The organism is Roseovarius azorensis (assembly GCF_900109455.1).
GTDB classification, from domain to species: domain Bacteria; phylum Pseudomonadota; class Alphaproteobacteria; order Rhodobacterales; family Rhodobacteraceae; genus Roseovarius; species Roseovarius azorensis.
Genome location: NZ_FOAG01000003.1, coordinates 96,745 through 115,976 on the forward strand (window position 1 = coordinate 96,745; position 19,232 = coordinate 115,976).

Below are 19,232 nucleotides of genomic sequence, written 5' to 3' on the forward strand. Positions count from 1 at the left end.
ATGCCCGACCTCGTCCGCACCATCACCGCTCTGGGGGCGCGCCATCACCGCGCCCCCGATCCGCGACTAGGCCACCTGACAACCGGCAAAGCGCCCCACGCGATAGCCCTGCAGGGGGCCGCGCGGATCGGCCCTGCACTCCAGACGGTCATGCCCGGCTGGGGCCTGACCGTCGTGCCCGACGCCGCGCCGCCCGACATGCCTGCCAGCACCATCCGTCAGAGCGGCCCCCGGCACTACGAATTCCGGTCCTGGTGGGGCGGCGCCCCGCTGACCGGGATGGGCCTTGCCGGGGCCACCTGCGGCGCGGTGGCCGATCTCTGCCAGAGCTATTGTGACAACCGCCCCGGCATTCTTGGCCTGCACTGTGGCGCTGTGCGTATCGGCACGCATCTGGTGGCCTTCACCGGCCCTTACCGGGCTGGCAAGACCACTCTTGTCACCCGTCTGGGGGCGGACCCCGACGTGACCCTCTTTTGCGATGACGTACTGCCGGTCCTGCCCGACGGGCAGGCCGTGGCGCTTGGCATCCAACCCCGCCTGCGCCTGCCGCTGCCGGGGGGCATGTCGCCCGCCTTTCGCCGCCATGTCGCGCGCAACCTGACCATCCGCGACCGTCGCTACGGCTATGTCCGGACCTTGCATCAGGCCCCCCATGGCACCCGCGCACCGCTGACAGCGCTGATCGTGCTGTCGCGGCAGGACGATGGCCCCGCCCGCCTGCACCACATGCAGCCCGGCGATGCCGCCGCCCACCTGATCCGTCAGAACCTGGCCGATCCCGGCGAGACCGAGACCCATTACGACCGGCTTGCCGCCATGGTGGAACGGTTGTTCTGCCTGACGCTGGTCTATTCCGATCTCGAGGACGCCGTCGCCCTGATCCGCCGGACCTTCGACAGCGCCCGCCTGCCTGCCCCCGGCATTGAAATCGGCCCGCCCCTGCCCCCCGCTCCGCTCGAATCGCCCGCCCCCGCCGCCGACCTGCGGCAGACCTTTCACCGCGCACAGGACGTGACCGACCGGGTGATCGGCGGCGACACCTTTCTGTGGCAGATGGCCGGGCGCAACTTCTTTCGCCTCAACCCGGTGGCGGGGGCGGCATGGACCCTGCTGGAATGCTCGACAACGGGCGCCCGGATCGCCGCAACGCTGACCGAAGTTTTCCCCGACACCCCGCCCGAGAGAATCTCTGGTGATCTGGCGGATCTGCTGGGTCACATGATGTCGCGCGATCTGATCCGCGCAACGAACAGATAGGCCCGCAGCGCGCCCCCTCACGGCCTGCCGCGTTTGCAAACCCCGCAAAACTTGCTAAGGCAGGCGCAACCCTTTCCCAGCCAAGGATTCCCGCCCATGAGCAGCATCATCGATATTCACGCCCGCGAAATTCTCGATAGCCGGGGCAACCCGACGGTAGAGGTGGACGTGACGCTTGAAGACGGCACCATGGGCCGCGCCGCCGTGCCCTCGGGGGCCTCGACCGGCGCGCATGAGGCGGTCGAACGCCGCGACGGCGACAAGACGCGCTATCTGGGCAAGGGCGTGCTCGACGCCTGTGCCGCCGTCAATGGCGAGATCGCCGAAGCACTTGCCGGCATGGACGCCACCGAACAGGTGGCCATCGACATGGCGATGATCGACCTCGATGGCACCCCCAACAAGGGCCGCCTCGGGGCCAATGCCATTCTCGGCGTCAGCCTCGCCTGCGCCAAGGCGGCGGCGGATTACTCCGGCCAACCGCTCTATCGCTACGTGGGGGGCACCTCGGCGCGGGTGTTGCCGGTGCCGATGATGAACATCATCAACGGCGGCGAGCATGCGGACAACCCGATCGACATTCAGGAATTCATGATCATGCCGGTCGCGGCAGAGAATATCCGCGACGCGGTGCGCATGGGCGCAGAGGTATTCCACACGCTGAAAAAGGAATTGTCTGCGGCAGGTCTCGCCACCGGCGTGGGTGACGAGGGCGGCTTTGCCCCCAACCTCAACTCCACCCGTGACGCGCTTGATTTCATTCTGAAATCCATCGAAAAGGCAGGTTACAAGCCGGGCGGGGACATCTGCCTTGCCCTCGACTGCGCCGCCACCGAATACTTCAGGAACGGTCAGTATCTTATTGCCGGTGAAGGGAAAACACTGACATCTGACGAAAACGTCGCCTATCTTTCCGCACTGGTGAACGATTATCCGATCATCTCGATCGAGGACGGCATGGCCGAGGATGACTGGGACGGCTGGAAGGCCCTGACCGACGCCATCGGCGACCGCGTGCAACTGGTGGGCGACGATCTCTTCGTCACCAACCCCGACCGTCTCGCCGTGGGGATCGAACGCGGCTGCGCCAATTCGATGCTGGTCAAGGTCAACCAGATCGGCACCCTAACCGAAACCCTGAAAGCTGTCGACATGGCGCATCGCGCCCGCATGACCAATGTGATGTCGCACCGCTCGGGCGAGACCGAGGATGCCACCATCGCCGATCTGGCCGTGGCCACCAATTGCGGTCAGATCAAGACCGGCAGTCTCGCCCGCTCGGACCGGCTGGCGAAATACAACCAGCTGATCCGCATCGAGGAAATGCTGGGCGAGACCGCGCAATACGCCGGACGCGCCATCCTGCGGGCCTGAGACACTCCGCAACACATGTGAAAGGGTGCCCATATTTCAGGGGCACCCTCAGATGGCTGACACTCCCCTGCTGTTCCTTCGAGGGGCTGACGCGCCGGATATCCGCCGTCTGAGTCCTGCCTGCCCCCCTCGGGCTCTGGACCGTTCAGCGACTCCAGCCCTGTCCTTTTGGTCCCGACCCTTGCCACCTGCCTGACATGACATGTCATATATGACATGTCATCCGGGACAGGTCACAGCCCCCTGCCATTTCCGGCAGGGGGCCGGTGCGTTGGAGGGGCTGCCGCTTGAGTCCGCCTGCGTCCTGTCCGGAGCTTTTGCCCCCGGCCTTTGTCAACGACACGAAAAGGCCCCTATATCAGGGCACCCTTTCGTTGGCCCGCAATTCTGATATCGACTCATGCCCCGACTGTTAACGCCGGGGCATGCTGAGAGCGTTTTGAGATCACGGGCAGGGCGCACGGTAATAGGTGCCATCGCCCCGGGCATAGGCGCAGTTTCCGGTTGCGGTATTCTGCGCCACCACGGTCCCGGCTGCGGCCCCCGCCAATGCGGAAATCAGGCGCCAGTTGCTGTCGGCACCCAATGCCTCCGCCGTCAACAGCCCGGCTGCAGCGCCACCCGCCACCCCGGCAACGGTTCGCGACTCCGGTGTCATGTTTTCGCAGCCCGCCAGAGCCAGAATAAAAATGCCTGCCGAAATTACCTTGTGATGTAGCATTTGCCTTTCCTTTCCTTCTTGGTGACGCCTCAATCCGGGCGATCCAATAGATCGGGGCGCTGCCCCCGAGACAATATAGCGATCATTGCAGGACTTTGCTTTGCGCCGGGCAGGTTGCGCCCAGGATGCGCCGGAATCCGCCGGTCGTCTGTCCTGAATTTATCTGTTTGCAATCAATGTGGTCCCCTGGCAGCGCCGATCCGGCGATTCCGAAGACCGGACCGGACCCTGCCCGATTCCTCAACGCGCGGCGCGGACAAACTCCACCAGCGCCCGCGTCGATCCGTCCTTGCCCGATGTATCCCCGCCATCCAGCAGCGGCTCCATCTCCTGCGCCAGCACCTTGCCCAGTTCCACCCCCCACTGATCGAACGAATTGATCCCCAGGATGACACCTTCGACAAACACCCGGTGCTCGTAAAGCGCCAGGATCTGCCCCAGCCGCCGCGGTGTCAGCCGGTCGCAGATCAGCGTCGTCGAGGGCCGGTTGCCCGGAAACACCCGATGCGCCGCCTGCCGCTCCAAGTCCGCGCCGTCAAACCCCGCCGCGCGCATCATCTCGCGCGCCTCGTCCATCGAGCGCCCGCGCATCAGCGCCTCGGACTGCGCCAGGCAATTCGCCACCAACAGCCGGTGATGATGTGCCAGATCCGGCTCATGCCCCGTCGCGGCCAGGATGAACTCGCAGGGAACCACCGCCGTCCCCTGATGGATCAGCTGATAGAACGCATGCTGCCCGTTGGTCCCCGGCTCGCCCCAGACCACCGGACCCGAGGACCGTTCCAGCGGCGCCCCCTCCATCGTCACGCCCTTGCCGTTACTCTCCATTTCCAGCTGCTGAAGATAGGCGGGCAGACGCCGCAGCCGCTGGTCATAGGGCAACACCGCGCGCGTCGCGTATCCACAGCCCTGATGGTGCCAGATACCCACCAGCGCCAGCATGACCGGCATGTTCTCCAGCGGCGGTGCCTCCTGAAAATGCCGGTCCATCGCTTCGGCCCCGGCCAGAAACTCGCCAAACCGTTCCGGGCCGATCGCGATCATCACCGGCAGGCCGATCGGCCCCCAGACCGAATAGCGCCCGCCCACGTAATCGCCAAATCCGAACACCCGCTCCGGCGCGATACCCCAGTCGGCGGTCCGCTCCGGCGCCGAGGACACGGCGACGAACTGCGCGCCGGGATCGTCCACCGCCCGCGCCATCCAGTCGCGCGCGGTGGCGGCATTGGTCATCGTCTCGATGGTGATGAATGTCTTGGACGCCACGATCACCAGTGTCCGCCCCGGATCGAGACCGGCCAGCGTGTCGGCAATATCCGCCCCGTCCACGTTCGACACGAAATGACAGCGTGGCCCGTCGTGACAGGGGGCGAGCGCCAGCGTCGCCATCTCCGGCCCCAGATGCGAGCCGCCGATGCCGATATTGACCACATCGCTGATCGGCCCGCCTGCACCCGTGATCCGGCCCGCGCGGATATCTCCGGCGAATGCCGCCATCCGCGCCCGTGTTTCGCGAATGCCGGGCATGATGTCGCGGCCGTCCACCATCACCGGCCCGCCCGTCAAATTGCGCAGCGCCGTGTGCAGCACCGCGCGTCCCTCGGTCTGATTGATCGGCTCCCCCGCGAACATCGCCGCACGCCGCGCCGCCAGATCGCACGTCCCGGCCAGCCGGATCAGGGCCGCGCGCGCCTCCAGCCCCAGCGCGGTCTTGGAATAATCGAACAGCATCCCGTCAAAGCGCACCGAAAACGCCGCCGCCCGTCCCGGCTCGTCAACGAGCCCCAGGATATCCGTGTCCCGCGCCGCGCGGGCCAGCTGCTCGATCTCCGGCCACATCACTCGCCTTCCTCGGGCGCCCAATGCACCACCGCCCCGTCCAGCACCGCCGCCACCGGGGCTTCGATGGGCCGCATGTGCCGCGCCCGCTCGATCGCCGCGCGTTTGCGGGCGCCGGTGATCACGATATGCTTGGCGATCGCCCCGTCCAGCACCCGCGCCGACAGCGTCACACGCGGCTCTTGCGCCCCCGGCGCGCGCATCGCCACCAGAACCGGCGCGTTGCGGCTCAGCGCCTCTTCCAGCCGATCCGCGCCGGGAATGAGCGAGGCCGTGTGCATATCCGCCCCCATCCCCAGCAGACAGACCGCAATCGGCAAGGCGGGCACGATATTGGCCTCCAGTTCCGCCAGCACCGCCTCGGGCTCCGCCGCCTTGGCATAGAGCGGCAGATACCGCGCCGCCGCCGCACGCCCCACAAGCAGCCGCTCGCGAATCAGCCGGGTGTTGGAACGCACATGCACCTCCGGTCGCCAGCGTTCGTCAGACAGCAGCACATCCACTCGCGCCCAGTCGAGATCGGCGTCACAGAGCGCGTCAAAGACCGGACCCGGCGTGGTGCCCCCCGGCACGACAAAGAGCGCGCGATCATTTGCCCCGAGAGCGACACGCAACTCGCCTGCCAGCACATTCGCCAGATCGATCGCCATCATCTCGGCATCGGCATATTCTGTCAGATTCATGGTCTTATCTCCCGCCAGCGACGTCCGTCCCGATGCATCAGCATCAGCGCATCATCCGGGCCGGACGACCCGGACGCATAGGGCAGCGGCGCCGCGCCCTCATCTTCCCACTCTGCAATCACCGGATCGGTCCAGGCCCAGGCCGCCTCGACCTCGTCACCGCGCATGAAGAGCGTCTGATTGCCCCGGATCACATCCATGATGAGCCGCTCATAGGCGTCCGGAAAATCGGCCTCCTCCGGCCCCAGCGCCTCGGCGAATGTCATGTCGAGCGGCACGTCGATCAACCGCATACCCCCCGGCCCCGGTTCCTTGATCGTGACACCCAGTTCGATCCCCTCGTTAGGCTGCAACTTGATCGTCAGGATGTTGCGGTGCCGGCCGGCCTCGGGGCCGAAAATCGAATGTGGCGCATCCTTGAATACCACCGCGATCTCGCTCGCGCGCTCGCGCAGCCGCTTGCCGGTGCGCAGATAGAATGGCGTGCCCGCCCAGCGCCAGTTGCTGATATGCACCTTGAGCGCCACGAAACTCTCGGTCGTGCTTTCCGGGTTGTCCACCTGCACGCGATAGTCGGGCTTGTCCTCCTGCGCCTCATACTGGCCGCGCACCACATCCGCGCCTTTCACCGGATCGAGCGCACGAATGACCTTGAGCTTTTCATCGCGCACCGCATCGGGATCGAACTTCGCCGGCGGCTCCATCGCGATCAGGCACAAAAGCTGCATCATGTGATTCTGCACCATGTCACGCATCGCACCCGATTTGTCATAATAGTCACCGCGCCCGCCCACGCCCACGGATTCGGCCACCGTGATCTGGATATGATCGACATACTGGCTGTTCCACAGCGGCTCGAACAGGACATTGCCAAACCGGATCGCCATCAGGTTCTGCACGGTCTCCTTGCCGAGATAGTGGTCGATCCGGTAAATCTGGCGCTCCTCGAAATGCCGGGCCAGCACGCGATTCAGGTCGCGCGCGGTCTCCAGATCGCGGCCAAACGGCTTTTCCACCACGATCCGGCTGGCCGCATCGGCCATGCCGTGCTTGTGCAGCCGCTTGGCAAGATCGCCAAAAAGCGCGGGCGCGACCGAGAAATAGAACGCCCGGATGCGGTCCTTGCGCATCTTGCCCGCCAGATCTGACCAGCCCGCCGTGCCGCGCGCATCGACCATCACGTAATCCAGCAGGTCGAGAAAGGCCGCCAGATCCTTCTTGCGCCTTGCCTCCTCGCCGCCGAACTCGGCGATCGCTGCGCGGACCATGGCACGGTAAGCGGCGCGATCCATCTCGCTGCGCGCCGCCCCGATCAGGCGCACGTCGCCCTCGATCTGACCGGCCACGAACCGCCGGAACAACGCCGGGAATATCTTGCGCCGCGCCAGATCCCCGGTGCCGCCGAAAATCACCAGATCGAACGGATCGACCGGGATCACCCGAGACGCCATGTGCTGCCTCCTTGCCTGGCGCATGCCCGTTCCGCGAACAGCGCGTGTCGCGACAACTCTAACATGTCGTGAAGGCTTCACAATGGCATCGGCGACGTTTACGCCTCTGCCTTGGACAATCTGGCGATGGCATGAACGCCTGCTGCCGCCGATGCTGCTTCGCTGGCGCTTGCCAGCCTCCTCCGGTCACCCCATATTCCGCTCATGTTCAAGTTCACGCCAATCCTGCTCGCAATCCTCTACGCGCTCGCCATGTATCGCTTCTCGGTCTGGCGCACGACGCGCGAGCTGGACGCGCGCTCGACCGAACTGGCGGATCCGAATCTCAAGGCGATGACCGACCGTCTGGCGCGCGCCCTCGATATCCCCCGCGTTCGCGTCCATATCTACGAGATCGACCCTGTGAACGGCCTCGCCGCCCCGGACGGGAGGATTTTCATCACCCGTGGCTTTTACCGCAAGTTTCAGACGGGCGAAGTCACCGCCGGTGAAATGGCCAGCGTGATCGCGCATGAACTCGGTCATGTCGCCTTGGGCCACTCCCGGCGGCGGATGATCGACTTTTCCGGTCAGAACGCCCTGCGCACCGCGATGGCCATGTTGCTCTCGCGGTTCCTGCCGGGCGTCGGCGTCTGGATCGCCAACATGCTCACCACGCTTCTCGCCGCCCGCCTGTCGCGCGGCGACGAATACGAGGCCGACGCCTATGCCGCCGCCCTGCTGACCAAGGCAGGCATCGGCACCGCGTCTCAGAAATCACTCTTCACCAAACTCGAGGCGCTGACCAGCGGCGCGGGCGGCGCGATGCCCGCGTGGCTGCTCAGTCACCCCAAGGCGCCCGAGCGGATCGCCGCCATCGAACGGCTCGAGTCCCGCTGGCAGCGCACCGTCACCTGAGCGGCGCGAAAGGCTGCTGCGCACGCACCGTCATCCCTCGTGATTCCCCGCCTCAGAACCGCGTACCAAACCCGCGTACCGGCAGTGCGCGATGAACCTTTTCCGTTGTTGCAATTTTTTGATCAAATTATCATTGGCAAATGATATACCGGCGAGGTAGGTTGTGAAAATCAACGATCAGGACGATTTTCAAATGGATCTTTCACAGTTCCAGACCTTCCGCGTGGCCGCCTGCGATCTCAACGGCCGGATGCGCGGCAAGCGTCTGCCCGGCAGCCATGCCAACAAGCTGCAGGACGGCAGCGTGCGCATGCCGCTCTCATCACTCAATGTCGATATTTTCGGGGCGGATATCGACGACTCGCCACTGGTTTTCGACAGTGGCGACATCGACGGACGGCTCCTGCCCACCGATCGCGGCCCGGTGCCACTGCCCTGGCTCGACGTGCCGCAGGGCCTGGTGCCGATGGTGATGCATAACGAGGACGGCACCCCCTTTGCCGGCGACCCGCGCCATGCCCTCGCGCGGGTTCTGGAGCGCTACGCCGCACGCGGCTGGAAAGTCTATGCCGCCACAGAACTGGAATTCACGCTGGTCGACGACAAGGGCCGCGACCTCAAAACCGTGCGCGATCCGCGCAGCGGGCGACGGATGCGGGCGCCGGGCATCCTGTCACTGGGCCAGATGGATGCCTTTGACGAGTTTCTGAGCGAGCTCTACAGGGCCGGGGCCGAAATGGATCTGCCGGTGGAAACCGCAGTCAGCGAGGCCGGCATAGGTCAGTTCGAACTGACCCTGCATCATCAGCAGGCGATGCGTGCCGCTGATGATACATGGCTCTTCAAGACAATGATCAAGGGGCTGGCGCGAAAACATGGGTTTGTGGCCACCTTCATGGCCAAACCCTTTGCCGACGATACCGGCAATGGGCTGCACATGCATTTCTCGGTGTTCGACGCCGATGGACGCAACATCTTTGACGATGGCGGAGACGCCGGCACCGATCTGCTGCGCGCGGGCGTCGCCGGGTGCCTCGCCGCAATGCCGCCCTCGACGCTGATCTTCGCACCACATGCCAACAGCTACACAAGGCTGGTGCCCGGTGCGCATGCACCCACCGGCGCAGGCTGGGGCTATGAAAACCGCACCGTGGCGGTCCGCATCCCCGGCGGCCCGCATTCCGCACGCCGGATCGAGCATCGCGTGGCGGGCGGCGACATCAATCCTTACCTCACCTTCGCCGCCATCCTGGGCGCGGCAATCACCGGGATCGAGGACGGCATGATCCCGCCACCGCCCATCAGCGGCAATGCCTACGAGCAGAAGATGCCGCAACTGGCCCCCGACTGGCGCAGCGCCATCGACCTGTTCGAGAAAGATCCGTTGATCGCGCGGATCTTCGACGCCGAACTGATCCGCAACCTTGTGATGACCAAACGGCAGGAGTTGGACCGCATGTCGGACATCCCGCGAGATCAGCACTGGAAGACCTATCTCGAAACGGTGTAGCGTCGCGGATGAAGGCCCGATAACGGCGTCGATAATTTGATCATATAACGAGCGGTCCATGAAAATAGGAATTCTCAAAACCGGCCACGCCCCCGACATCGTGTTGGGGGAACTGGGCGATTACGAGGTGATGTTCGCCGACCTTCTGGCCGGTCACGGCTTTGAGTTCGAGGCATACAACATCGTCGATGAGGAATTTCCTGACGGACCGGACGCTGCCGACGGCTGGCTGATCACCGGATCGAAACACGGCGCTTACGAGGATCACCCGTGGATCCCGCCGCTTGAACAACTGATCCGCGACATCTATGCGGACGGACGCCCCCTGGTGGGGGTCTGCTTCGGGCATCAGATCATTGCACAGGCGCTCGGCGGCAAGGTCGAGAAATTCGCCGGCGGCTGGCAAGTGGGCGTGACGGACTATGAAATCGAGGGGCAAACCCTGCCGCTCAACGCCTGGCATCAGGATCAGGTGACCGCGCTGCCGGAGGGGGCCGAGGTGGTGGGTACCAGCGATGCCTGCCAATACGCGGCCCTGCTTTATGGCAACCGCATCTACACGGTGCAGCCGCATCCGGAATTCACCGCCACCATGGTGGACCGGCTGATTCACCACCGCGCGCCCGGCGTGGTTCCGGATGATTTGCTGAAAGAGGCGGTGGCAAAGCTCGATCGGCCGACCGCAAATGATGTTATTGCCGCCCGCATGGCGGAATTTCTGAAACGAGGTGCCTGACATGGCCGACCTGACCGATCTGACCAATGCCCTGCCCGCTCCGGCGCGGGCCTATCTTGAAAACCGCCGTCTGGATGAGGTGGAATGCATCATCTCCGACCTGCCCGGCATCGCCCGCGGCAAGGCCGTGCCCGCATCCAAATTCACCCGCCAGGCCTATTTCCACCTGCCGGATTCGATCTTTTACCAGACCATCACCGGCGATTGGGGCGAGGCGGCAGGCGAGGACGGGTTCATCGAACGCGACATGATCCTGAAACCCGACATGTCCACCGCCACCGCGGCCCCCTGGACCGCCGACTGGACATTGCAGGTGATCCACGACGCCTATGACCGCGAGGACGCGCCAATTCCCTTCAGCCCGCGCAACGTGCTGCGGCATGTGGTGGATCTCTACAAGAAGCACGGCATGAAACCCGTGGTCGCCCCCGAGATGGAATTCTTTCTTGTTGCCCGCAATCTGGATCCGGCGCAGGAAATCAAGCCGATGATGGGCCGATCCGGTCGCCCCGCCGCCGCGCGTCAGGCCTATTCGATGACCGCCGTGGACGAATTTGGCCCGGTGATCGACGATATCTACGATTTCGCCGAGGCGCAGGGGTTCGAGATCGACGGGATAACTCAGGAGGGGGGCGCCGGACAGCTGGAAATCAACCTGCGCCACGGCGATCCGATCAAGCTTGCCGACGAGGTGTTCTATTTCAAACGCCTGATCCGCGAGGCGGCGCTGCGCCACGATTGCTTTGCCACCTTCATGGCCAAACCGATCGAGGACGAACCAGGCAGCGCCATGCATATCCACCACTCGATTCTCGATATCGAGACGGGCCGCAACCTCTTCGCCGGACCGCAGGGTGGCGAGACGGATGCGTTTTTCCACTTTATCGGCGGGTTGCAGAAGCACCTGCCCTCGGCCATCGCGGTGCTGGCCCCTTACGTCAATTCCTATCGCCGCTACGTCAAGGATCATGCCGCCCCGATCAATCTGGAATGGGGCCGCGACAACCGCACCACTGGCATTCGCGTACCGCTTTCTGGGCCAGAGGCGCGCCGGGTCGAGAACCGGCTGGCGGGAATGGATTGCAACCCCTATCTGGGCATCGCGGCAAGCCTCGCCTGTGGCCTTTTGGGCATTCTCAAGGAGGAATGGCCGCGCAAGCAGTTCAGGGGCGATGCCTATTCCGGCGAACCGGATATTCCCAACGTCATGGGCGACGCGCTCGACATGTTCGCGGAGGCGACGGATCTGCATGACATTCTTGGACCGGAATTCGCCCGCGTCTACGGTATCGTGAAACGCGCCGAATACGTCGAATTCCTGCAGGTCATCAGCCCGTGGGAGCGCGAGCATCTGCTGCTCAACGTCTGATCCGGTGGTGATCGCGGGACAATGGGTATTTTTGCCAAGAAGAAACAATGAACCTGCTCTATGCCAATGACCGGCGCGGCGAATATCCCGAGAGCTGGTATGCCGCCACCACCCGTCCCTTGCCCCGGTTCGATCCGCTGCGTGGCCGGGTGCGGGCAGATGTCTGCGTGGTGGGCGCGGGCTATACCGGCCTCTCGGCGGCGCTGCATCTGGCCGAGGCGGGCATGGATGTGGTGCTGCTGGAGGCGCAGCGCGTCGGCTTTGGCGCCTCGGGGCGCAACGGCGGGCAACTGGGAAGCGGCCAGCGGATGGGGCAGATGGCGCTCGAGCGGCTGGTCGGGCACGAGGATGCGCTCAGACTCTGGCACATGGCCGAAGAAGCCAAGGATCTGGTCAGATCGCTGGTGGCGCGACATGACATCGACTGTCAACTGAGGCCCGGCGTAGCGCATGCCTGTTTCTCGGATCGCGAAGTGGCCGGGGAACACGCCTATGCCGATTACCTGGCCGAACGCTACGGCTACAGCCATCTGGAAAAGCTCGATCACGACGCGATGCAGGCGATCTGCCCCTCGCCCGCCTATCGGGGTGGCACGCTCGACATGGGCGCAGGTCATCTGCACCCGCTGGCCTATGCTCTGGGGCTGGCGCGGGCGGCAAAAGCGGCGGGGGTGCACATCCACGAGGGATCGGCGGTACATGCCATCACGCGCAGCGCGCAGGCGCGGGTAGCGACCGATGCCGGCCATGTCGAGGCCGACCACGTGATCCTGGCCTGCAACGGCTATCTGGGAGGGCTTGATCGCAGGGTAGCTGCCCGCGTTATGCCGATCAACAATTTCATTGTCGCAACCGAGCCCCTGGGCGATGACGCGACGCGCGTGCTGACGCGCGATGTGGCGGTGGCCGATACGAAATTCGTGGTGAACTACTTTCGCCTCAGCCACGACAGACGGCTGCTGTTCGGCGGCGGCGAGAGTTACGGCTACCGCTTTCCTTCCGACATCCGCGCGACGGTGCGCAAGCCGATGCTGGAGATTTTCCCGCATCTGCACGATGCGCGCATCGACTACGCCTGGGGCGGCACGCTGGCAATCACGATGCGGCGCATGCCCTATCTCGCGCGGCTCGCACCCAACATGCTGAGCGCGTCGGGTTATTCCGGTCATGGCCTGGGCGCCGCCACCCATGCGGGCAAGCTCATGGCCGAGGCGGTGCGCGGTCAGGCCGAGGGTTTCGACACCATGGCGCGGGTGCCTGCCCCGCCCTTTCCTGGCGGAACGGCGCTGCGCAACCCGCTTCTGGTGCTGGCAATGACCTGGTTCTCGCTGCGCGACCGGCTGGGTATCTGACGCCCTTCACGCCTTGCGAAAAAGCCACAATCCGCACAGCAGAGTAGCGGGATGCGGAATCTTTTGGCATTCTGTTACATTTTCGGGCTACATGTTCTGAAAATCCGAAACTAACATTCAGGAAGTCTGAAAATATGACCCTTACCCCGAATGTCTATGACGCAGAGTCCATTCCCGAAGCCGCCCGCGCCGAGATTGACCGGATGCTGCAATCAGGGGATCTCTTTCGTTATACCGCACCCGAGAACGCGCCGGTGACTCTGCTTGAACAAGAATTCGCGGCGCTGATGGGTTCGAAATACGCACTGGCCGTTTCGTCCTGTTCGGCGGCGCTGTTTCTGTCGCTCAAGGCGCTCGGTCTGCCGCGCGATGCGCGGGTGCTGATTCCCGGTTTTACCTTTGCTGCCGTGCCCTCTTCTGTCATTCACGCCGATTGCGTGCCCGTGCTCTGCGAGGTCGGCGGGAATTACCGCGTCGATCTGGCGGATTTCGAGGCGCGGCTGGATAACGCGATCGCCGCAGTCATCATCAGCCACATGCGCGGCCATACCTCGGACATGGACCGGATCATGGCGCTTTGCGACGCACGCAGCATCCCCATCATCGAAGACGCCGCACATTCGCTGGGCACCACCTGGGGCGGACGCAATATCGGCACGATCGGTCGGATCGGCTGTTTCAGCTTTCAGTCCTACAAGCTGGTCAATGCCGGTGAAGGCGGGATCATGGTCAGCGACGACCCGGAGCTGATCGCCCGCGCGGTGATCATGTCGGGCGCGTATGAGCATAACTGGGCCAAGCATCTGACTGCGCCAGATCCGGCGCTCGAGGCGGCGTTCGCCCGCGCGCAGAACAGGCTGCCGCTCTATAATCTGAGGCTGAACAACCTTTCGGCGGCAATCATCCGCCCGCAACTGCCCGAGGTGACGCGGCGAGTCGCGCAGGGTCGGGCCAATCACGATCACGTGGCGGCACGGCTCAACGCCTCGCCCTGGCTGCATGTGCCCGAAAAGCTGGCGCCAGAGGAACGTGCGCCGGATTCGATCCAGTTCAATCTCGTGGACATGACCGATACCGAGACCCGCGCCTTTGCCGCTGCCGCAGCGGCGCGCGGCGTAAAGGTGCAGGTGTTTGGTCAGAGCACGGACAATGCCCGCGCCTTCTGGAACTGGCAATTTCTGCCCGGCGCCACGCCGGATCTGCCAAAAACGCGCGCTATGCTGATGCGCGCCTGTGATACCCGCCTGCCCGCCCGCCTGACCAGGACCGAACTCGACATGATCGCCGAGGCGATCCTGATGGCCGCTACGGATGTCATGGGCAACAGCCGCGCCTACGGCACATGATCCCGAAAAAAGGGCCGCTTGCAGACGATGCAAGCGGCCCTTTTCATTACGCGGACTGGAGTGTCACTCGGCCTTGCCCGCCTCTATGGAAATGCGCACCTCGACCTCGTCGCTGACATAGGGCGCAAACTTGTCCACACCGAATTCCGAGCGCAACAGCGTGGTGGTCGCGTCAAAACCCAACCACGGCTTGTTTTCCATCGGATGCGCATCCGCCTTCTGGTTCAGCGTCGTATCCAACACGACGGATTTGGTCACCCCGTTCATCGTCAGATCGCCCGTGATCCTGGCGGTCATCTCGCCGGTCACCTCAATGCCGGTAGAGGTGAAGGTGACCATATCCCCTTCGCTCGCACCAAAGAAATCCTCGGACATGAAATGCTCTTCACGCTTTTCCCAGCCGGTGAACATCGACATTACGGGCATGGACACGCTCACCGAAGACGCGGCCGGATCCTCGGCATCGAACATGATCTCGCCTTCAAAGCCGGAGAACATGCCGGTAGTGGTTGAAAATCCGAGGTGGTTGTAGCTGAACACAACCTGGCTGTGGCTGGGATCGAGATTGTATTTTTCTGGCGCGGCCAACGCGCCTGTTGCGGTCAGCGCAAGCGCTGCGGCAAGCAAAGTCTGTTTCATACTGAGAGCCTCCAAGGCGGAAAATGTGTATCTTACGGTCACACAAATTGGCCCTGATCGTCCAAAGGACAATCCCGCAGTTTCAAACAAGCCCTGTGGATTGGCGAACACCTGACAGTTCGGCGCCGGGGTCAAGCGCGCGGCGCAGGGCTGCCTGCGTGTCCTGATCGGCGACATGCAGCGCGACGACAACCTGCCCGTTGGCATCGCGGGCCGTCAGCACGCTGTCGTGCAGAGATACCTCGGCGAGTTCGTCAATGTCATGTACCGCAACCAGAGGCTTGTCCGCGTCCATGCCGGGTCCGATGATTCTGATCTGGCGCGTTTCGGGATCAAACTGGATCTCGGACGGGCGATCATCGGTTTGACGGGGTATCAGGAAAACCAGCCCCAGACACAGCATTGTCACTGAAATCACGAGCTTGATCAGCATCATTGCCCCATCCCCGGGCGCCGAGGAAACCACCCACAGGCCCAGAGACGCTAGCACCAGCGTACCTCCAGTGAACAGCCGCAGCGCGCGGCGCAGGTGATATTCCGGGGTGGCATCCTCTGACTGCGCAACGGTATTCCCCGCCCCTTCCAAAGCGTTGACTCGCGCACGCAGAAGACCGGTCAATGCGACCATGATCGCTTCCTTTCTGCTGAAACATGTCTTAATAACACCGCGAAAACGTCCGAAATGCGGCAGACAGACGGCAATCTGCTGGCGGGATCAAAGCGCCTTGCACAGCCCCCCGTGCCGATGTATACGCGCCCAACCTTTCGCATCTGATTTATACCGCGCAGTCTCTCGTGGATGGGCCGCGAAAGGGTTTGGCCCCTCCTATGAAATGCGCCTTGATAGAAATGGAGACGACATGCCCCTCTATGAGCATGTGATGATCGCGCGTCAGGATCTGTCCAACGCGCAAGCCGAAGGCCTGATCGAACATTTTGGCGCCGTGCTGGCCGACAATGGCGGCACCCTCGTGGAAAGCGAGTATTGGGGCGTGAAGACGATGGCCTACAAGATCAACAAGAACCGCAAGGGTCATTATGCCTTTCTCAAGACCGACGCGCCGTCGGTCGCGGTTCAGGAGATGGAGCGCCTGATGCGCCTGCATGACGACGTCATGCGCATTCTGACCATAAAGGTCGACGCGCATGAAGAAGGTCCGTCTGTCCAGATGCAAAAGCGCGATGAGCGCAGCGACCGGGGCGACCGGGGCGACCGTCCGGATCGTGGCGAACGCAGCGATCGCGGCGAACGCCGCGAGCGCCGCTGATCCATCCCTGAAGAAAGGACCATAAACCATGGCTACCAAACCGTTTTTTCGCCGCCGCAAGGTCTGTCCCTTCTCCGGTGACGACGCCCCCAGGATCGACTATAAGGACACGCGCCTGTTGCAGCGCTACATTTCCGAACGCGGTAAGATCGTGCCGTCGCGCATCACCGCCGTGTCGGCCAAGAAGCAGCGTGAGCTGGCCCGCGCCATCAAGCGCGCCCGCTTCCTCGCCCTGCTTCCCTATGCCGTGAAATAAGGAGAGAAACGATGCAAGTTATCCTTCTTGAACGCGTGGCCAAGCTTGGCCAGATGGGCGAAGTTGTTGATGTAAAGGCAGGCTTTGCCCGCAACTATCTCCTGCCACAGGGCAAGGCGCTGTCGGCATCGGCCAAGAACATCGCCGACTTCGAATCCCGCAAGGCACAGCTTGAAACCCAGAACCTCGAGACCCGTAAAGAGGCCGAGGCGATAGCCGAAAAACTGAACGGCCAGCAATTCGTCGTGATCCGTCAAGCATCGGACGGCGGCGCGCTCTACGGCTCGGTCAGCACCCGCGACGCTGCGGATGCCGCCAGCCAGAACGGCTTTACCGTTGACCGCAAGCAGGTCGCATTGACCCGCCCGATCAAGGAGTTGGGCCTTCATGACGTGATCGTCACGCTGCACCCCGAGGTCGAGGCGCGGATTCAGTTGAACGTGGCCCGCTCTGCCGAAGAGGCGGAACTTCAGGCCTCGGGCAAATCGATTCAGGATGCCGCCGCCGAGGCAGATCAGGCCGCAGATTTCGAGATCGCGGAACTGTTCGAGGATATTGGTGCCGCTGCATCCGAGGATGATTACCTTGGCCAGGCCGTGCGGTCCCCCGAATCGGACGACGATAACGCCTGATCTGGCTCATTGTTTCCGGAATGAACGCCGCGCATGTCCATGCGCGGCGTTTCCCTTGATGGTCGTCTCGACAAGCCATGCCGAGGAATGTTAGCGTTGGCTCCTGTCGGTTGGGCATGCTACGATGGCATGTCCGACATGTTACGATTGCACGTCAGGTCCCCCCTCTCGAACGGGCGAAGGCTGCGGATGCACAAACTACCGGGTGTCTATCTAGACTACGATCTGTTCGATCTTGGTGCTCTTCCCGATGCTTCCGAGGACTTTGTCGGCTTTCTCTTCAACATACGCGAAAAATTCGGCCTGGATGATGTCGCCTATGCCGGCATGAATCCGATAAACGGCAGCGTTTTCGGACATGTTACCTATGGGGATGCCTGGAAAATGCACTATGTCGAACACGGATTCCACCGGATTGACCCCACACTCCAGAAAGCGCGGCGCAGTATCGCTCCGGTTGACTGGTCGCGTCTCGAAAGGGATCAGGACTTTCGCCGGGTCTTTGACGATGCCCGCGATTTCGGCATTCACGATCAGGGCCTTACCATTCCTGTGCGCGGCCCTTACGGTGACATAGGCGGCCTCAGCGTGACCAGCAGCCTGTCGCGCACGGAATGGAACAAGCTCAAGAGCGACGTCATCGTCGGCCTGCAATCCGTTGCGGTGCATGTGCATGATATGGTCATCCGATCCGACAGCCTGTCGAACCTGCTCAAGACACCCAACCTGTCGCAGCGGGAAATCGAAGTGCTGCAATGGATCTCGGCAGGCAAATCGCAGCAGGATATCGCGGATATCCTGACGATCTCGAACAGAACGGTCGAGGTCCACCTCAGGTCCGCCCGCCACAAGCTCTATGCGCTGACCACGGCCCAGGCGGTCGGGCGGGCAATTTCAATGGGCCTGATCTATCCCGGCTGATCGGCCGTCCTCCCCCGAGAATCACGATAAATTCAACTACGGGATTTCCCCAATAGCGTCCCGTGGCGTTTCGCATACTCTTTTGCGCACGATCCATCACTTACAACGGCATGGGGAAGTCCGATGATCATAGTTATCGACGCACTGAACAGACACAAGTTTCCGAAACTGCTGGACGAAATGTTCAAACTGCGGGCAAGGGTATTTGGCGACCGGCTCGGCTGGGATGTGAATATCGTCAATGGACGCGAACGGGACCATTTCGATGACCTTGATCCGGCTTACGTGATCGGTCTCGATGACGATGGCGACGTCGTTTCCTGCGTCCGGGCTCTACAGACCACGGGGCCGCACATGCTGGCCGATGTATTCTCGGCCATTCTCGACGGCGAGCCGCCGATCCGCAGTGCCACGATCTGGGAATCGACACGCTTTTGCGTCGACACAAAGCGTCTGGCGCGCGGCACGGGGCGTAATACCGTATCCTACGCCACCTGCGAACTGATGCTCGGCTCGCTCGAATATGCCCAGGCGTCCGGGATCACCGATATCATCACGGTGATCGACCCGCTCATGGACCGCGTACTCAAGCGCTCCGACAACGCACCTTACGATTATGTGGGGAAGATCGCGGACATGGGCAAGGTGCCAGCCCTGGCCGCGCTGCTCGACTGCACCGACGAGCGCATAACCCGGCTGCGCAATTTCGCAGGCATTCACCACGATGTGTTTGTCGCCGAAGACGAGATTGCGGCCGCCGAAAACTTTGACAGCGCGGCAGAGAACAACGCGACCCCGAGGGTCTGTGCGGATCTTGCGCAATATTGCGATGATCAGATTTCGACCGCCGCCACCGAAAAGGAAAAATACGCGGCGCTGCGCCTCAGGGCCGCGCTGGCAGACAGGATTCGTTCGGGCTCCGGGATGCGCGCCTGATCCCCATGGGCGTGCGTGCCTTGCGCAGTCAGTTGGCACTGC

General features: G+C 63.1%; 19 protein-coding genes. 13 read left to right on the forward strand and 6 right to left on the reverse strand.

Going from position 1 to position 19,232, the window contains the following annotated elements:
• Both BSG08_RS05930 and eno read left to right on the forward strand, forming a co-directional pair.
• A complete protein-coding gene (locus tag BSG08_RS05930) occupies positions 1-1,260 on the forward strand; it encodes a PqqD family protein (RefSeq protein ID WP_093033589.1) in 1,260 nt (419 codons plus the stop codon).
• A 96-nt stretch (positions 1,261-1,356) separates the two neighbouring features.
• Positions 1,357-2,634 (forward strand): phosphopyruvate hydratase, encoded by a 1,278-nt coding sequence (eno, locus tag BSG08_RS05935; RefSeq protein ID WP_093033591.1) that lies wholly within the window; start codon positions 1,357-1,359, stop codon positions 2,632-2,634.
• Positions 2,635-3,079: 445 nt separating this feature from the next.
• On the opposite strand, the gene BSG08_RS05940 is transcribed toward eno, so the two are convergent.
• The 4 genes from BSG08_RS05940 to zwf all read right to left on the reverse strand — a co-directional run bounded on the left by BSG08_RS05940 (position 3,080) and on the right by zwf (position 7,328).
• Positions 3,080-3,355, reverse strand: a complete 276-nt coding sequence (locus BSG08_RS05940) for a glucose-6-phosphate isomerase (RefSeq protein WP_093033594.1) — start codon at positions 3,353-3,355, stop codon at positions 3,080-3,082.
• Positions 3,356-3,595: 240 nt separating this feature from the next.
• The gene (pgi, locus tag BSG08_RS05945) at positions 3,596-5,194 is read right to left on the reverse strand and encodes a glucose-6-phosphate isomerase (RefSeq protein ID WP_093033596.1); all 1,599 of its coding nucleotides are present in this window, start codon (positions 5,192-5,194) and stop codon (positions 3,596-3,598) included.
• Positions 5,194-5,877, reverse strand: a complete 684-nt coding sequence (pgl, locus tag BSG08_RS05950) for a 6-phosphogluconolactonase (protein ID WP_093033599.1) — start codon at positions 5,875-5,877, stop codon at positions 5,194-5,196. Before pgl ends, pgi begins: the two co-directional genes overlap by 1 nt.
• Positions 5,874-7,328 carry a glucose-6-phosphate dehydrogenase gene (gene zwf / locus BSG08_RS05955; protein ID WP_093033602.1) on the reverse strand — a complete coding sequence of 485 codons (1,455 nt, stop codon included), beginning with the start codon at positions 7,326-7,328 and terminating at the stop codon, positions 5,874-5,876. The genes pgl and zwf overlap by 4 nt, the downstream gene beginning before the upstream one ends.
• Before the next feature lie 204 nt (positions 7,329-7,532).
• Between zwf and BSG08_RS05960 the strand changes: the two genes are divergently transcribed.
• From BSG08_RS05960 to BSG08_RS05985, 6 genes are all read left to right on the forward strand, one after another.
• Positions 7,533-8,225: a M48 family metalloprotease gene (locus BSG08_RS05960; RefSeq protein ID WP_093033604.1), complete on the forward strand. Its 693-nt coding sequence runs from the start codon at positions 7,533-7,535 to the stop codon at positions 8,223-8,225.
• 193 nt (positions 8,226-8,418) lie between these two features.
• Positions 8,419-9,735, forward strand: a complete 1,317-nt coding sequence (locus BSG08_RS05965) for a glutamine synthetase family protein (RefSeq protein WP_093034264.1) — start codon at positions 8,419-8,421, stop codon at positions 9,733-9,735.
• A 58-nt stretch (positions 9,736-9,793) separates the two neighbouring features.
• Entirely contained in the window at positions 9,794-10,471 is a 678-nt protein-coding gene (locus tag BSG08_RS05970) for a type 1 glutamine amidotransferase (RefSeq protein ID WP_093033607.1), read from the forward strand.
• Position 10,472: 1 nt separating this feature from the next.
• Positions 10,473-11,840: a glutamine synthetase family protein gene (locus BSG08_RS05975; RefSeq protein WP_093033609.1), complete on the forward strand. Its 1,368-nt coding sequence runs from the start codon at positions 10,473-10,475 to the stop codon at positions 11,838-11,840.
• Between the two features lie 47 nt (positions 11,841-11,887).
• A complete protein-coding gene (locus BSG08_RS05980; protein ID WP_093033612.1) occupies positions 11,888-13,192 on the forward strand; it encodes an NAD(P)/FAD-dependent oxidoreductase in 1,305 nt (434 codons plus the stop codon).
• Between the two features lie 134 nt (positions 13,193-13,326).
• Positions 13,327-14,538: a DegT/DnrJ/EryC1/StrS family aminotransferase gene (locus BSG08_RS05985; protein ID WP_093033614.1), complete on the forward strand. Its 1,212-nt coding sequence runs from the start codon at positions 13,327-13,329 to the stop codon at positions 14,536-14,538.
• A 63-nt stretch (positions 14,539-14,601) separates the two neighbouring features.
• On the opposite strand, the gene BSG08_RS05990 is transcribed toward BSG08_RS05985, so the two are convergent.
• Both BSG08_RS05990 and BSG08_RS05995 read right to left on the reverse strand, forming a co-directional pair.
• Positions 14,602-15,177: a YceI family protein gene (locus BSG08_RS05990; RefSeq protein WP_093033616.1), complete on the reverse strand. Its 576-nt coding sequence runs from the start codon at positions 15,175-15,177 to the stop codon at positions 14,602-14,604.
• Between the two features lie 82 nt (positions 15,178-15,259).
• Positions 15,260-15,805, reverse strand: coding sequence for a hypothetical protein (locus BSG08_RS05995; protein ID WP_093033619.1), 546 nt, complete (start codon positions 15,803-15,805; stop codon positions 15,260-15,262).
• A 232-nt stretch (positions 15,806-16,037) separates the two neighbouring features.
• Here BSG08_RS05995 and rpsF point away from each other — a divergent pair, with 232 nt between their 5' ends.
• The 5 genes from rpsF to BSG08_RS06020 all read left to right on the forward strand — a co-directional run bounded on the left by rpsF (position 16,038) and on the right by BSG08_RS06020 (position 19,190).
• Positions 16,038-16,445 (forward strand): 30S ribosomal protein S6, encoded by a 408-nt coding sequence (gene rpsF, locus BSG08_RS06000; protein ID WP_093033622.1) that lies wholly within the window; start codon positions 16,038-16,040, stop codon positions 16,443-16,445.
• 28 nt (positions 16,446-16,473) lie between these two features.
• Positions 16,474-16,701 (forward strand): 30S ribosomal protein S18, encoded by a 228-nt coding sequence (rpsR, locus tag BSG08_RS06005; RefSeq protein ID WP_093033625.1) that lies wholly within the window; start codon positions 16,474-16,476, stop codon positions 16,699-16,701.
• An 11-nt stretch (positions 16,702-16,712) separates the two neighbouring features.
• Positions 16,713-17,333, forward strand: a complete 621-nt coding sequence (gene rplI, locus BSG08_RS06010) for a 50S ribosomal protein L9 (protein ID WP_093033628.1) — start codon at positions 16,713-16,715, stop codon at positions 17,331-17,333.
• A 189-nt stretch (positions 17,334-17,522) separates the two neighbouring features.
• Complete coding sequence (locus BSG08_RS06015) at positions 17,523-18,254, forward strand: autoinducer binding domain-containing protein (protein ID WP_093033631.1); 732 nt, start codon at positions 17,523-17,525, stop codon at positions 18,252-18,254.
• Between the two features lie 123 nt (positions 18,255-18,377).
• A complete protein-coding gene (locus tag BSG08_RS06020) occupies positions 18,378-19,190 on the forward strand; it encodes an acyl-homoserine-lactone synthase (protein WP_093033634.1) in 813 nt (270 codons plus the stop codon).
• Positions 19,191-19,232: the final 42 nt, after the last annotated feature.